This window comes from Flavobacterium flavipigmentatum (genome assembly GCF_020911905.1).
Taxonomy (GTDB): domain Bacteria; phylum Bacteroidota; class Bacteroidia; order Flavobacteriales; family Flavobacteriaceae; genus Flavobacterium; species Flavobacterium flavipigmentatum.
Genome location: NZ_CP087133.1, coordinates 3161820 through 3176146 on the forward strand (window position 1 = coordinate 3161820; position 14327 = coordinate 3176146).

Annotated in this window: 12 protein-coding genes; 11 read left to right on the forward strand and 1 reads right to left on the reverse strand. The window is 34.5% G+C overall.

Annotated features, from left to right (window positions below; translation table 11 throughout):
* Positions 1-107 precede the first annotated feature (107 nt).
* The 9 genes from hisD to LNP22_RS13630 all read left to right on the forward strand — a co-directional run bounded on the left by hisD (position 108) and on the right by LNP22_RS13630 (position 9984).
* Complete coding sequence (gene hisD, locus LNP22_RS13590; RefSeq protein WP_229973935.1) at positions 108-1400, forward strand: histidinol dehydrogenase; 1293 nt, start codon at positions 108-110, stop codon at positions 1398-1400.
* Positions 1401-1483: 83 nt separating this feature from the next.
* Entirely contained in the window at positions 1484-2530 is a 1047-nt protein-coding gene (gene hisC / locus LNP22_RS13595) for a histidinol-phosphate transaminase (RefSeq protein WP_229973936.1), read from the forward strand.
* Between the two features lie 284 nt (positions 2531-2814).
* Positions 2815-3951, forward strand: a complete 1137-nt coding sequence (hisB, locus tag LNP22_RS13600) for a bifunctional histidinol-phosphatase/imidazoleglycerol-phosphate dehydratase HisB (protein ID WP_210665238.1) — start codon at positions 2815-2817, stop codon at positions 3949-3951.
* A 102-nt stretch (positions 3952-4053) separates the two neighbouring features.
* Positions 4054-4635 (forward strand): imidazole glycerol phosphate synthase subunit HisH, encoded by a 582-nt coding sequence (gene hisH / locus LNP22_RS13605; protein WP_229973937.1) that lies wholly within the window; start codon positions 4054-4056, stop codon positions 4633-4635.
* A 124-nt stretch (positions 4636-4759) separates the two neighbouring features.
* Positions 4760-5485, forward strand: coding sequence for a 1-(5-phosphoribosyl)-5-[(5-phosphoribosylamino)methylideneamino]imidazole-4-carboxamide isomerase (hisA, locus tag LNP22_RS13610; protein WP_229973938.1), 726 nt, complete (start codon positions 4760-4762; stop codon positions 5483-5485).
* 67 nt (positions 5486-5552) lie between these two features.
* A complete protein-coding gene (gene hisF, locus LNP22_RS13615) occupies positions 5553-6308 on the forward strand; it encodes an imidazole glycerol phosphate synthase subunit HisF (RefSeq protein ID WP_229973939.1) in 756 nt (251 codons plus the stop codon).
* A gap of 44 nt (positions 6309-6352) precedes the next feature.
* Positions 6353-6952, forward strand: a complete 600-nt coding sequence (gene hisIE / locus LNP22_RS13620) for a bifunctional phosphoribosyl-AMP cyclohydrolase/phosphoribosyl-ATP diphosphatase HisIE (protein ID WP_229973940.1) — start codon at positions 6353-6355, stop codon at positions 6950-6952.
* A gap of 80 nt (positions 6953-7032) precedes the next feature.
* Entirely contained in the window at positions 7033-7752 is a 720-nt protein-coding gene (locus LNP22_RS13625; RefSeq protein WP_229973941.1) for a hypothetical protein, read from the forward strand.
* 576 nt (positions 7753-8328) lie between these two features.
* A complete protein-coding gene (locus LNP22_RS13630; RefSeq protein WP_229973942.1) occupies positions 8329-9984 on the forward strand; it encodes a M1 family metallopeptidase in 1656 nt (551 codons plus the stop codon).
* A 244-nt stretch (positions 9985-10228) separates the two neighbouring features.
* Here LNP22_RS13630 and LNP22_RS13635 read toward each other — a convergent pair whose 3' ends face one another.
* Positions 10229-11773, reverse strand: a complete 1545-nt coding sequence (locus tag LNP22_RS13635; RefSeq protein ID WP_229973943.1) for a hypothetical protein — start codon at positions 11771-11773, stop codon at positions 10229-10231.
* A gap of 155 nt (positions 11774-11928) precedes the next feature.
* Between LNP22_RS13635 and LNP22_RS13640 the strand changes: the two genes are divergently transcribed.
* Together LNP22_RS13640 and leuB are read left to right on the forward strand one after the other, a co-directional pair.
* Positions 11929-13104, forward strand: coding sequence for a 2-isopropylmalate synthase (locus LNP22_RS13640; RefSeq protein ID WP_229973944.1), 1176 nt, complete (start codon positions 11929-11931; stop codon positions 13102-13104).
* A gap of 62 nt (positions 13105-13166) precedes the next feature.
* Positions 13167-14285, forward strand: coding sequence for a 3-isopropylmalate dehydrogenase (leuB, locus tag LNP22_RS13645; RefSeq protein WP_229973945.1), 1119 nt, complete (start codon positions 13167-13169; stop codon positions 14283-14285).
* The last annotated feature ends 42 nt before the right edge of the window (positions 14286-14327 follow it).

Here is a 14327-nt window from a genome sequence, read left to right on the forward strand (position 1 = left end):
TTAAGCCATAAGCTTTTGAAATGCTTAATGTCTAAAGCTTACTGCAACAAAAACACAAAGTAACAAAGCTTAAAGCCTACAGCCTTAAGCTTAAAGCAAAAAAAAAAATGAATAAAATAGACAATCCAAAACCAAACACGTGGTCTGAAATACTAAAAAGACCCACCAAAACGGTAGATGATATTGAAGTTACTGTAAAAGAAATTTTCAAGGAAGTTCAGAAAAAAGGAGATGAAGCTGTGGCTAAATATACTTCTATTTTTGACGGAGTTACTATAGAAAACTATGAGGTAACCTCAGAAGAAATTCAGGAAGCAGTAGGTTTAATTTCTACTGAATTAAAAGAGGCTATTCAATTAGCAAAAAGTAATATCTATAAATTTCACGCCGCTCAAAAGACAGAAAAAGTCGCTGTAGAAACTATTGAAGGTGTTAATTGTTGGCAGGAAAAACGTCCGATCCAAAAAATTGGCTTGTATATTCCGGGCGGCACAGCGCCTTTATTCTCGACTGTTTTGATGCTGGCAGTTCCAGCTGAAATTGCGGGTTGCAAAGAAATTGTTTTATGTTCGCCACCCGATAAAAACGGAAAAATAAATCCCGCAATTTTATACGCTGCGCAGTTGTGTGGCGTAACCAAAATAGTAAAAGTTGGCGGAATTCAGGCGATTGCCGGAATGACTTTCGGTACAGAATCTATCCCCAAAGTATATAAAATTTTTGGTCCGGGTAACCAATTTGTAACCGTTGCAAAACAATTGGCAACGCAATTTGGAGTCGCAATCGATATGCCGGCGGGACCTTCAGAATTGTTGATCGTGGCTGATGATACTGCTGTTCCAGCATTTGTGGCATCTGATTTACTATCACAAGCAGAACATGGTACAGACAGTCAGGTGATTTTGGTTTCGACCTCAAGAAAACTGATTAATGCTGTCGAAAAAGAGGTTCAAATTCAGATGGAAGCACTACCCAGAAAAGCAATCGCCGCAAAAGCCATTGAAAATTCAAAATTGATTTTGGTCGAAAACGACACTATCGCTTTAGATTTGATCAACGAATACGGGCCAGAACACTTTATTATCTGCTCGGAATTTGATGATTTTTATTCGAATGGGGTTTGCAACGCTGGTTCGGTTTTTATTGGGAATTACACACCCGAAAGTGCTGGTGATTATGCATCCGGAACCAATCACACCTTGCCGACAAACGGATATGCAAAAAATTATAGCGGAGTGAATTTGGATAGTTTTATGAAATCAATGACGTTCCAGAAAATCTCCGAAAAAGGTATTCAAAACATTGGAAAAGCGATTGAAATTATGGCTGAAGCAGAAGGTTTGCAAGCACATAAAAATGCCGTAACATTAAGATTGAAGAGTATAGAACAAAGAAAATAGAAACAAGAAGCAAGATGAAAGAGTTAAAGGATAGATCTGAATCTTTATTCTTGATTCTTTTCTCTTCTCAAAAAATAAAAAAAATGGAGTTCGATATAAATACAATAACACGTGAAAACGTTAAAATACTAAAACCATATTCATCTGCTCGTGATGAGTTTGAAGATTTTGATACTGCCGAAATGATTTTTTTGGATGCGAATGAAAATCCGTTTCAAAATGGCGTAAATCGTTATCCTGATCCGCAGCAAAACTCAGTAAAAGCAATTTTGTCGAAAAATAATAAGGTAAAACAAAGTCAGATTTTGTTGGGGAACGGGAGTGATGAAGTGCTGGATTTGCTATTTAGAGCTTTTTGTGAGCCGAAGACAGATAATATTATTTCGCTGCCGCCAACGTACGGCATGTACGGAGTTTTGGCCAACATTAATGCGGTAGAAAATAGAGAGATTTTACTTTCTGATGATTTTCAGCCGCAAGTCGAGAAAATATTAGATGCAGTTGATCAAAATACTAAAATTATCTTTTTATGTTCGCCAAATAATCCAACTGGAAATTCTTTTACGGATGAAAGTGTTGTAAAATTGCTTCAGAATTTTAAAGGCTTGGTAGTGATTGACGAAGCGTATATTGATTTTTCTGAGAAAGAAAGCTGGCTGACCGAAATGGATGAATATCCTAATTTGGTGATAACACAAACGCTTTCTAAAGCGTATGGTCTGGCTGGAATTCGTCTGGGAATTTGTTATGGTTCAGAAGTAGTAATTTCGGTTTTGAATAAAATAAAACCACCTTATAATGTCAACGAATTAACACAACAAAGAGCTATCTCACGCTTAAATGATGCGGATAAAATAAAAAATGAAATAAGCTCTATAATTGAACAAAGAGAAGAGTTACTTAAAGTTTTACTTGATATTAGTTTTGTAGAAAAAGTATATCCAACAGAAGCCAATTTTGTGTTGATAAAAGTAGATGATGCCAATAAAAGATACAAAGAGTTGATCGCAAAAGGAATTGTAATTCGCAACAGAACTACACAGCCCTTGTGTGAAAATTGTTTACGTTTAACGATTGGAATTCCAGAAGAAAATGCAGTTTTGATTAAGGAATTGAAGTTGTTAAGCTAAAATAGAGCCACAGATTCAATGATTAAAATGATTTTTCTCTTTGATTGTGTGTAATTTTTAGCCACGAATTTCACAAATTAGCACGAATTGAATTAGTGAAAATTAGTACAATTCGTGGCGAAAAAAACCTTTTAATCTGCATAATCTGTGGCAAAACAAAAAAATATTATCGAAAATCGTTTTGCGTGAGGGATAGAGGCGATATACTTTTGTGAAGAGAAGCGGAACAAAAGATAAAGCCGAAAGCCCGACCCAGAGGGACACGCCCAAAAAATAATGTAAATATGAAAAAAGTACTTTTTATCGATCGTGACGGAACGATTGTTTTAGAACCCGAAAATTACCAATTGGATGCTTTGGAGAAAGTAGAATTTTACCCGAAAGCGTTTCAATATTTGGCTAAAATTGCCAATGAATTGGATTACGAATTGGCAATGGTGACCAACCAAGACGGCCTTGGAACCGATAGTTTTCCTGAAGATACGTTTTGGCCTACTCAGAATTTTATTTTAAGAGCTTTTGAAAACGAAGGTGTTCTGTTTGATGATATCTTTATCGATCGCTCTTTTCCAGAAGATAATGCGCCAACACGCAAGCCAAGAACCGGAATGTTGACCAAATATATTGATAATCCCGAGTATGATTTAGAAAATTCTTTTGTGCTAGGAGATCGTTTGACCGATGTAGAGTTGGCTAAAAATTTGGGTGCAAAAGCCATTTTTATCAACGATAATGATGGAATTGGTAGCAACGAAATTTCGTCTAAACGCGAAGAATTAGACCAAACGATTATTCTTCAAACGATGAGTTGGAAAGCCATTTATGAGTTTTTGAAGTTAGAAGCACGTTCGGCTTCTATAACGCGTAAAACCAATGAAACAGACATCTTTATCAACCTAAATCTTGATGGAACTGGGAAAAGTAAAATCGAAACTGGGATTGCATTTTTTGACCACATGTTAGACCAAATCGCGCGCCACGGCCAAATGGATTTGGAAATTTTGGTAAAAGGGGATCTGGAAGTTGATGAACACCACACGATTGAAGATACTGCGATTGCTTTAGGAGAAGTTTTTGCAAAAGCGTTAGGCAATAAATTGGGCATCGAACGTTATGGTTTTTGTTTGCCGATGGACGATTGTTTGTCACAAGTAGCGATTGATTTTGGTGGTAGAAACTGGTTGGTTTGGGAAACCGAATTTAAGCGTGAAATGGTGGGTAAAATGCCAACAGAGATGTTTTATCATTTCTTTAAATCCTTCTCTGACGGCGCCAAAGCTAATATTAACATTAAAGCTGAAGGAACCAATGAGCACCATAAAATTGAAGCTATTTTTAAAGCTTTTGCGAAAGCCATAAAAGTAGCGGTGAAACGAGACACAGAGAAAATGATTTTGCCTTCGACGAAAGGAATGCTTTAATAAGTCAAAAGTTGAAAGTCATAAAGTCCAAAGATTCCTAAATTATGGAAATTCGCAAGAGACTTTAAGACATTTGACTTTACAACTTTAAGACTAATATAAATGAAAATAGTAATCATAAATTACGGAGCAGGAAATATTCAGAGCATTATGTTTGCTATTGAAAGGCTTGGTTTTAATGCCGTTTTGAGTAATAATCCAGAAGAAATTCTGGCGGCAGACAAAGTGATTTTTCCTGGTGTTGGCGAAGCAAGCTCGGCCATGAAAAAACTGAAAGAAAGCGGTTTGGATCGTTTGATTCCGAATTTGAAACAGCCCGTTTTAGGAATTTGTCTGGGTATGCAGCTGATGTGCAAATCGTCTGAAGAAGGCGCTACCAAAGGATTAGGAATTTTTGATGTTGATGTGATACAATTTACACCAAAAGTCAAAGTACCACAAATGGGCTGGAATCAGATTTACGATTTAAAGTCGGATTTGTTTAAAGGAATACCGGAGAATGAATTCATGTATTTGGTGCATAGTTTTTACGCACCGTATTGTGAAGCAGCAATTGCAACGACAAATTATGAGTCAGAATATGCATCGGCATTGCAAAAAGATAATTTTTATGGGACACAGTTTCACCCAGAGAAAAGCGGTGCAGTTGGGGAGAAGATTTTGGAGAATTTTCTTAAAATTTAATCTATATCAATTTCAAAAATCAATTACAATACCAATTTAGGAAATCTGAAATCAAAAATCGTTAATCGACAATCAAAAATAATACTTTACGACTTTAGACTTTCAAACTTTAAGACATCAATAAATGAGAATAATACCAGCCATAGACATCATTGACGGGAAATGTGTTCGCTTATCAAAAGGCGATTACGATACCAAAATTATTTACAACGAAAATCCGCTTGAAGTAGCCAAATCATTCGAAGCGCACGGCATAGAATATTTGCATTTGGTAGATTTAGACGGAGCAAAATCGAGCAAAATTGTCAATTATAAAATTTTGGAACAAATTGCTTCAAAAACAAGTTTAAAAATTGATTTTGGAGGTGGTTTAAAAGCAGATTCAGATTTGAAAATTGCGTTTGAAAGCGGTGCAAACCAAATAACGGGCGGAAGTGTTGCAGTAAAAAACAGAGTAATTTTCGAAAAATGGATTGCAGAATACGGTTCGGATAAAATCATTTTAGGAGCCGATGCCAAAGACGAAAAAATTGCAGTTTCAGGCTGGTTAGAAGATTCTGATGAAGAGTTGATTCCGTTTATTCAGCTGTATCAAACTAAAGGAATTCAGTACGTAATCTGTACCGATATTGCTAAAGACGGCATGCTCGAAGGCCCAAGTTTTGACTTGTATGCGAAAATTTTAGCGGAAGCGAAAGGAGTAAAACTAATCGCTTCTGGCGGTATTTCAACTTTTGATGAGTTGCCAAAATTAGCCGAATTAGGCTGTGAGGCCACGATCATAGGAAAAGCGATTTACGAAGGCAGAATTTCGTTGAAACAACTGGAGAACTATATAATAGGTAAATAATTGTTGGTTGTCGTTTGATCGTTTATTGACCAGCAACTCACAACCACTAACCAACCACTAAAAAAAAATGTTAGCAAAAAGAATCATACCTTGTCTCGATATAAAAAACGGAAGAACCGTGAAAGGCGTTAATTTTGTAGATTTACGCGACGCTGGTGATCCCGTAGAATTGGCCAAAATTTACTCTGATGAAGGAGCTGATGAATTGGTTTTTTTGGATATTTCGGCAACGGAAGAACGTCGTAAAACGTTGATAAACATGGTACGAAGTGTCGCCGAAAAAATCAATATTCCGTTTACGGTGGGTGGTGGAATTTCATCTGTAGAAGACGTTGAAATTTTACTCAATAACGGAGCCGACAAAGTTTCGATCAATTCTTCGGCAGTAAAAAATCCGCAATTAATCAATGATTTGGCGCAGAAATTTGGCAGCCAATGTGTTGTAGTTGCGATAGATGCCAAACAAATTGACGGACAATGGATCGTGCATTTAGTGGGCGGAAAAGTGCCAACAGCATTAAATCTATTCGATTGGGCGGTTGAAGTAGCCCAACGTGGCGCAGGCGAAATTTTATTTACCTCTATGGATAATGACGGTACTAAAAACGGCTTTGCCAACGAGGCTTTGGCTCGACTTTCAGAATTGGTAAATATTCCGATAATTGCGTCTGGAGGTGCTGGAAATATACAACATTTTGTCGATTCTTTTACACAAGGAAAAGCAGATGCGGCTTTGGCTGCGAGTGTTTTTCACTTTAAAGAAATCGAAATTAAAACATTGAAAAAGGAATTAAAAAATAACAATATAGAAGTTCGAATTTAGTTTTACTTTTGCAACTTTCGACTTTACAACTTTAGACTAAAAAAATGAAAGTAGATTTCACAAAAAGCGCACACGGATTGATTCCGGCAATTATTCAAGACTCCGAAACTAAAAATGTTCTGATGTTGGGGTACATGAACGAAGAATCCCTTCAAAAAACAATAGAAACTCAAAAAGTAACTTTTTTCAGCCGTTCCAAACAAAGACTTTGGACAAAAGGCGAGGAGAGTGGCAACTTTTTAGAGTTGGTAGACATCAAAAATGATTGCGATGGCGACACGTTTCTCATTCAGGCAAAACCAGTGGGGCCAACGTGTCACACAGGTGCAGATACGTGTTGGCAAGAGCCCAATGTGGCAAATTATGGTTTTATTTCAGATTTAGAAAATACAATCAAAATCCGTAGAGAAAATGCAGACTCAGAAAAAAGTTATGTAGCATCTTTGTTCGAAAAAGGCATCAATAAAATAGCGCAAAAAGTAGGCGAAGAAGCTGTAGAAGTAGTCATCGAAGCCAAAGACAATAATGATAATTTATTCCTTAGCGAAAGCGCCGATTTACTGTTTCATTATCTAATTTTATTGCAAGCCAAAGGTTTCCAGCTAAATGATGTTGTTGATGTTTTAAAGAAACGCCAAAAATAGTTTATTGAAAAATATAAAATTCGTAATTATTTATGTTAAAATTAATTTATTTTTTTAATATTTACACAAAATAGTAAATTATGGACATAGAGACATTCAGGAAACGTTTTGTGCATTATTCTGATGAAGAATTAATTTTGATGCTGACAAAAAATGCTAGTAAATACAATCCTGACGCATTGGTTGTTGCAAATGAAATTTTGATAGATAGAAATGTAGATATTAGAACTATTCTTAAAGAAGAAGCAGAAAGCGAACCCAAAATTGAGTTGGATGAGGATGAAATTGAAAGAAGCTATATTCAGAGCCTTTCTTCAATAGAACAAATCGAGTATTTATCTGAAAAAAGGGCCGAATTTGAAGAAAATATCGAAGAAATAGTTGAAAAAAATAATGAAAATCTGACCGATGAAGAATTAATTCAAAACTTTGAGACAATATTAGATACTGTAATGAAGACTGGTGATTTTGGGGACATAACTGATATTCATTCAAGGGAAAACTACTTTATTACAAGTAATATTATTGAAAAAAGAAACCTAAAACTTTCATATGTAATAATGATAAAAGTTGATTTTGTTAATATGATAGCCATGAGAGATTTTAGAAAAAGATTTAATAAACAAATATTTTATGGCCTTCTACTACTTACACTTGGATTAATTTTCACCATTGGAACTGGTGGAAATATTATAATGTACGGTGCAATTTTATCAGGTTTAGGTTTGCTTGTAGCGGGAATTAGAGGGAAAATTTTTATAAAAAAACAATTTAAAGAACTTTCAGAAGCCTATAGCTAATTAAATAGTAAATAAATAATAGTTTTCAGGAGCTATTTCCTGCTGTACACTGTATCTTTTGTACTGAACCCCAGCACAAAAGGATGCCGTTTCCATCAGGGCTAGGACTTTAGGTTTCAGAGGCAATTTTGTAGTAAATAAAGAACTTTAATGCTAGATTTAAAATATTAAAATAGGTTGTAAGCTAAATGATTACAGAGTAGATAAACCCATCTTGTCATTCTGACGAAGGAAGAATCGCCGTCTGAAATTCACCCAATATTAAAAAAGTTTTTGTTAGCTTCTTACAAGGATTCTTCCTTCATTAGAAAAAAGCGAGAATAAAATCAGTATAAAAACTTTTTAATTTCTAGTACCAATACATTCAGTTTTCACGAAAGTGAAAGAAAACTATTCTTAAACGAATTTCATCAATTTTAGAATGTTCTTAAAAGTTAAAAAAGAGAATAGTAATCAATTTTAAAACTACTTTTTTAGAATAGCTATCGTTAAAACACTAAAAACTTAATCGTAATGTTTACTTTTGTTATGGATTAATTTCGCATCTGTAACTTTATTTATCCCAAATTTCTAAAAATGAAAAAATATTTTGGTGGCGTTTTTTTCGCCTTTCTGGTTGGTTCTTCAGCCAATGCACAAGGACTTCTTAACAAGTCTGAAACCGTTTTTACACATCAGGATACCTTGCGCGGAAGCATCACAAAAGAAAGAGCTTGGTGGGACTTAAAATACTATCATTTGGATATAAAAGTAAATCCAGCAGACAAAACAATCAAAGGTTCCAACACGATACGTTATACAGTTTTAAGTGATTACAAAAAAATGCAGATCGATTTGCAGGAACCTATGCAGATTTATAAAGTAATGCAGGACGGAAAAGAATTGAAATTTGAAAGAGAAGGAAATGTCTTTTTTATCGAATTGACCGCGGCTCAAAAAATAGGTGCAAACAAAGAAATTGTTATTTCGTTTGGAGGAAAACCCAAAGAAGCGATAAAACCACCTTGGGACGGAGGAATTACATGGAAAAAAGACAAAAACGGAAAAGATTTTATTGCGTCTTCCTGTCAGGGATTGGGTGCGAGCGTTTGGTGGCCGAACAAAGATCACATGTATGATGAAGTAGAAAATATGCTCATTAGCGTGAATGTTCCGGGAGATTTAACCGATGTTTCAAACGGAAGATTGCAAAGCGTTAAAAAAGAAAAAGATGGCACAAAGACATTCAATTGGTATGTTTCAAACCCAATAAATAACTACGGAGTAAATATTAATATTGGCGATTATGTTAATTTTTCTGAGAAATACAAAGGAGAAAAAGGAGACTTAGATTGTAATTATTATGTTTTGAGAGATAATTTGGCTATCGCTAAAGAACAATTTAAAGATGCGCCAAGAATGTTAAAAGCATTTGAAAACTGGTTTGGTCCGTATCCTTTTTATGAAGACAGTTACAAATTGGTCGAAGCGCCTTATTTAGGGATGGAACATCAAAGTAGCGTGACGTATGGCAATGGGTACAAAAACGGTTATTTGGGTCGTGATTTAAGCGGAACAGGTTGGGGATTAAAATTTGATTTTATCATCATCCATGAGTCAGGACACGAATGGTTTGCAAACAATATTACGTACAAAGACATTGCAGATATGTGGATTCACGAGAGTTTTACCAATTATTCGGAGAGCCTTTTTGTAGAATATTATTATGGTAAAGAAGCAGGGGCAGAGTATGTAATAGGTTGTAGAAGAGGGATTCAAAACGATAAACCCATTATAGGCCACTACGATGTCAACAACGAAGGTTCTGGTGATATGTATCCAAAAGGAGCCAATATGTTGCATACGATTCGTCAAATTATTAATGATGATGACAAATGGAAATCGATTTTAAGGGGTTTAAACAGTACCTTTTACCACCAAACGGTTACTTCTAAGCAAATTCAGGATTACATCAATACGCAATCTGGAATTAACTTTAATAGGGTATTTGCGCAATATTTGACAACAACTCAAATTCCGGTTTTAGAATATATTTTTAAAGACGGACAATTGGGTTACCATTGGACAAACTGTGTACCCAACTTTGATATGCCTGTAAAAGTGACTGTAAATGGTGTTGAGACTTGGTTGAAACCTACTACAAGCTGGAAATCAGAGAAAGTAACAAACGAAAATCGAATTTTAGAAGTTGATAAGAATTTTTATGTAACTAGTGCTAATATTGTGGAATAAGCCAATTATAATTGATACAACAAACCCGATAGATTTTTAAAGTCTGTCGGGTTTGTTGTTTAGTTAAAATTTGTCATTTCGACAAAGGAGAAATCTTCGCAAGTGGCTCGACAAAGATTTGCAATTTTATGCACGTTTTTTTTTAAAATTTTCCATTCGGTAATGACAAAAAACGGTGTCAACGATTTTAATCTTTCCCCCATTTTTATTAGAATTTGGATTTTAAAATATTGGATTTTAAACCCTATCGACTATTCAATTTTGCCTTTTCCTTAATGATATCGGCTATTTTTCGATTTTCGATTTTGCTTTCAAGCCAGGAAATAATATCCAGATATAAAAAAGCTCTTTTTTCGTAAGTATTCTTTTCAAGTTCTACAAAACGAACATGCATTTTTTTGAATTCTTTTTTAATATCAGCAGGATAAAAATTATTCAGATTTTTTAAAAACTTGATAATTTCTTTTTGAACTTCGTGCAAGTCGTTCATTTTCAATAAGAATTTATACGTGTTTTTAAGATGATTTTCTAGGTAATAATCTTTCCCCAACTCATAATGCGCAATTAACGACAAAAGTCTTGCAAAGCACATTAAATCTTCTCGCATCGTTAAGTTCTTATTATTAATGATTTTATCTAAATAATAAATACATTCTGTATACTTTTCATTTCCAAAATAAATAGAGGCAATTTTATAGAAAAATAACATTTCGTGATGTTCGTCAAGATGTTCGCTGTGTAATTTTATCTTATCTAAAATTTCAGGAATCAGATATTCACTTTCGGCAAAAGTTCCTTCCAAAATATGAAGATTCAGCTTATTATTATAGATATATAAAAATGATAGCGATGCAATGTTATCATTTGCAGGAAATTTATCATCAGTAATAGTTTGTTCTAAAAGCGATAAGTATTTCTTAAAATTAGACGTATACTTAAGCATATAAAGCGATTCCAGAAAGTAATGATTCCCTTTTAGAAAAAATACTGGATTCTGATAGATCATATTTGGGTTATCATAAAATAAAGTAACCCATTTATAAGCATATTTATAACTCGCTAAAAAGTCCTGAACCAAGAAACTGCGCCATAAGTTGGCATTATAAAACCAATATTTTTCACGAAAACCAAATTTAGTTTCGTCTAATTTGGCAATATGTTTATTAAAATAATCGTCGATGTATTTGTACTCTTCATCACTTTTTACGTAACCCGTTTTGAGCATGATTCCGTACAATTGAAGCGATAAATTCGATAATTTACTTGAGATTGTATTTCTGTAATTCAATTCTTTGGCCTGAACAACCAATTCATCTGCACGCCCCTGAATACTTCTGGTGATGTATTGTGATTCGATTAGTTTTTCGAATTCTACAATTTCGTAAGCCATTAATTTTTCGTCATTTTCAAGTGCAATAATTTTCGTCTTGTCCAGAATTTTCAAACTCTGTTTGTACAAACCTTTATTGTACAAAATAACCGCAAAATCGATTTGTTCACGGAGTTGATAACGAATATTTTGGCTGGGAATATTCAATCGTATGCTGACCAAAATTTGCTTATACAAATATGATTTTAAGTTAGATAGCTGTACTTTTTTGATAATACCACTCTTTAGAATGAGCTTCTCATCGTAGGTTTCAGATTTATCTAAAATGTTAAATAATTCAATAAATTTCGTATTAGAACTGGTTTCGAGTCGGCTCGCAAAAATTTTAAACTGCCTTTTTTCCGACTTTGAAAGAGATTTAATCAGTACAAATAAGAAATCTTTTTGATGGTTAGCCATTGTAAAATATAATAATATAAATTATTGATTTTCAGTTGTTTAATTGGTTATAAATTGTTTTATGAACAGTATAATTTCGTTAAAATGAATTTTGTACTGGAGAACTACAATATATATTTGTTATCAAGATGTGAAATTACATTAAATAAATGAATATGAATAGAGAGAAAGTTCAAATTTTTGACACCACTTTGCGCGATGGTGAACAAGTTCCAGGATGTAAGTTAGATACTAAGCAAAAATTAGTTATCGCAGAACGACTTGATAAAATGGGAGTTGACGTAATCGAAGCAGGTTTTCCGGTGTCAAGCCCGGGCGATTTTTTATCGGTCTCTGAGATTTGTAAAATTGTAGAAAATGCAACCGTCTGCGGACTTACAAGAGCCGTAAAAAATGACATTGATGTTGCTGCAGCTGCATTAAAGCATGCTAAAAGACCCAGAATCCATACAGGGATCGGAACTTCAGAATCTCACATCCTTCATAAATTAAATACCACAAGAGAAGATATTATTGCAAGAGCAAAATTTGCAGTATCTCACGCAAAATCCTACGTTGAAGACGTAGAATTTTATGCCGAAGATGCAGGAAGAACAGATAATGCTTTCCTGGCAAAAGTTTGCGAAGAAGTAATTAAATCTGGCGCAACTGTACTCAATATTCCAGATACAACAGGATATTGCTTGCCGGAAGAATACGGAGCAAAAATTAAATACTTGAAAGAAAACGTAAAAGGAATCGAAAACGTAATCCTTTCATGTCACTGTCACAATGATTTAGGAATGGCAACCGCTAACTCGATCGCAGGAGCTATAAACGGAGCAAGACAAATAGAATGTACGATAAATGGTATTGGAGAAAGAGCAGGAAATACGGCACTTGAAGAAGTTGTAATGATTTTCAAACAACATCCCTACTTAAATTTAGACACCAATATCAATACCAGAGAATTAAACGAAATGAGCCGTTTGGTTTCTGAAAGTATGGGAATGATTGTACAGCCCAACAAAGCTATTGTTGGCGCAAATGCGTTCGCACACAGTTCCGGAATTCATCAGGACGGGGTGATCAAAAACAGAGCTACTTATGAAATTATGGATCCGCTGGATGTTGGTGTAAACGAATCTTCGATTATTCTAACAGCAAGAAGTGGTAGAGCAGCGTTGGCTTACCGTGCTAAAAAAGTAGGTTACGAGCTTACAAAAGTACAATTGGATATTGTATACACTGAGTTTTTGAAATTTGCAGATATCAAAAAAGAGGTATTAGATGCTGATATTCATCAAATTATAGAAGCTTCAAAAATTGAAAGCGATTTAATAAGAAGCTAGTTGAAAAAGAGAATAGAAGAAAGAGAAAAATAAAGATTTAAATACATAAAGAACGAGACGTTATGAATTTGAAAATAGCTGTGTTACCAGGAGACGGAATAGGCCCAGAGGTCATTTTACAAGCCAAAAAAACATTGTATGCGATTGGCGAGGTTTACAATCATGAATTTGTTTTTGAAGAAGCGCTCATGGGCGCAATCGCCATTGACAAGACAGGAAATCCATTGCCGGAACAAACGCTAAATCTTTGTTTGAATACAGACGCCGTTTTATTTGGGGCTATTGGGGATCCAAAATATGATAATAATCCAAATGCAAAAGTTCGTCCAGAGCAAGGATTATTAAAATTGCGAAAAGAATTAGGTTTGTTTGCGAATATTCGACCAATAAAACCTTATAAAGCCTTAATTGACGCTTCTCCGTTAAAGAGAGAAATAATAGAAGGAGCTGATTTTACTATTTTCAGAGAACTGACAGGAGGCGCTTATTTTGGAGCCAAAACCATCAATGATGAAGGAACATACGCTTCGGATTTATGTGAATATTCAGAGGAGGAAATTACCAGAATTACACATTTAGCTTTTAAATCGGCACAAAACCGACGTAAAAAGTTAACAATGGTAGACAAAGCGAATGTTTTGGAAACCTCGAGATTATGGAGAAAAGTGGTGCAGAAAATAGGCGAAGAGTATCCGGATGTACTTCTGGATTTTTTGTTTGTTGATAATGCCGCAATGCAAATCATTCTGAATCCAAAACAGTTTGACGTGATTTTGACAGAGAATCTTTTTGGAGATATTTTATCAGATGAAGCAAGTGTGATTACAGGCTCTATAGGACTTTTGGCTTCGGCTTCATTGGGCGAAAAAAATGCTCTTTTTGAACCCATTCACGGATCATATCCGCAGGCTAAAGGAAAAAATATTGCCAATCCTATTGCTTCTATTTTATCTGCGGCCATGTTGCTGGAACATTTTGGTTTGTTTAAAGAGGCCAATGTGGTCTATCAAGCGGTTGAAAAAGCAATAGAATTTCAAGTGGTAACCACAGATTTAAAACCCGATTCAAAATTTGGGACTAATGAAGTAGGAGAGTTTGTTTCAAACTTTATTTTTAGTAAAGACGATTTGTTGTATTTTAATAATGATAATGTTCATATTGGTCAATCAACAATAGTTTAAAATTTTTATTAAAATTATAAAATAAACAACAAAAAGTATTTA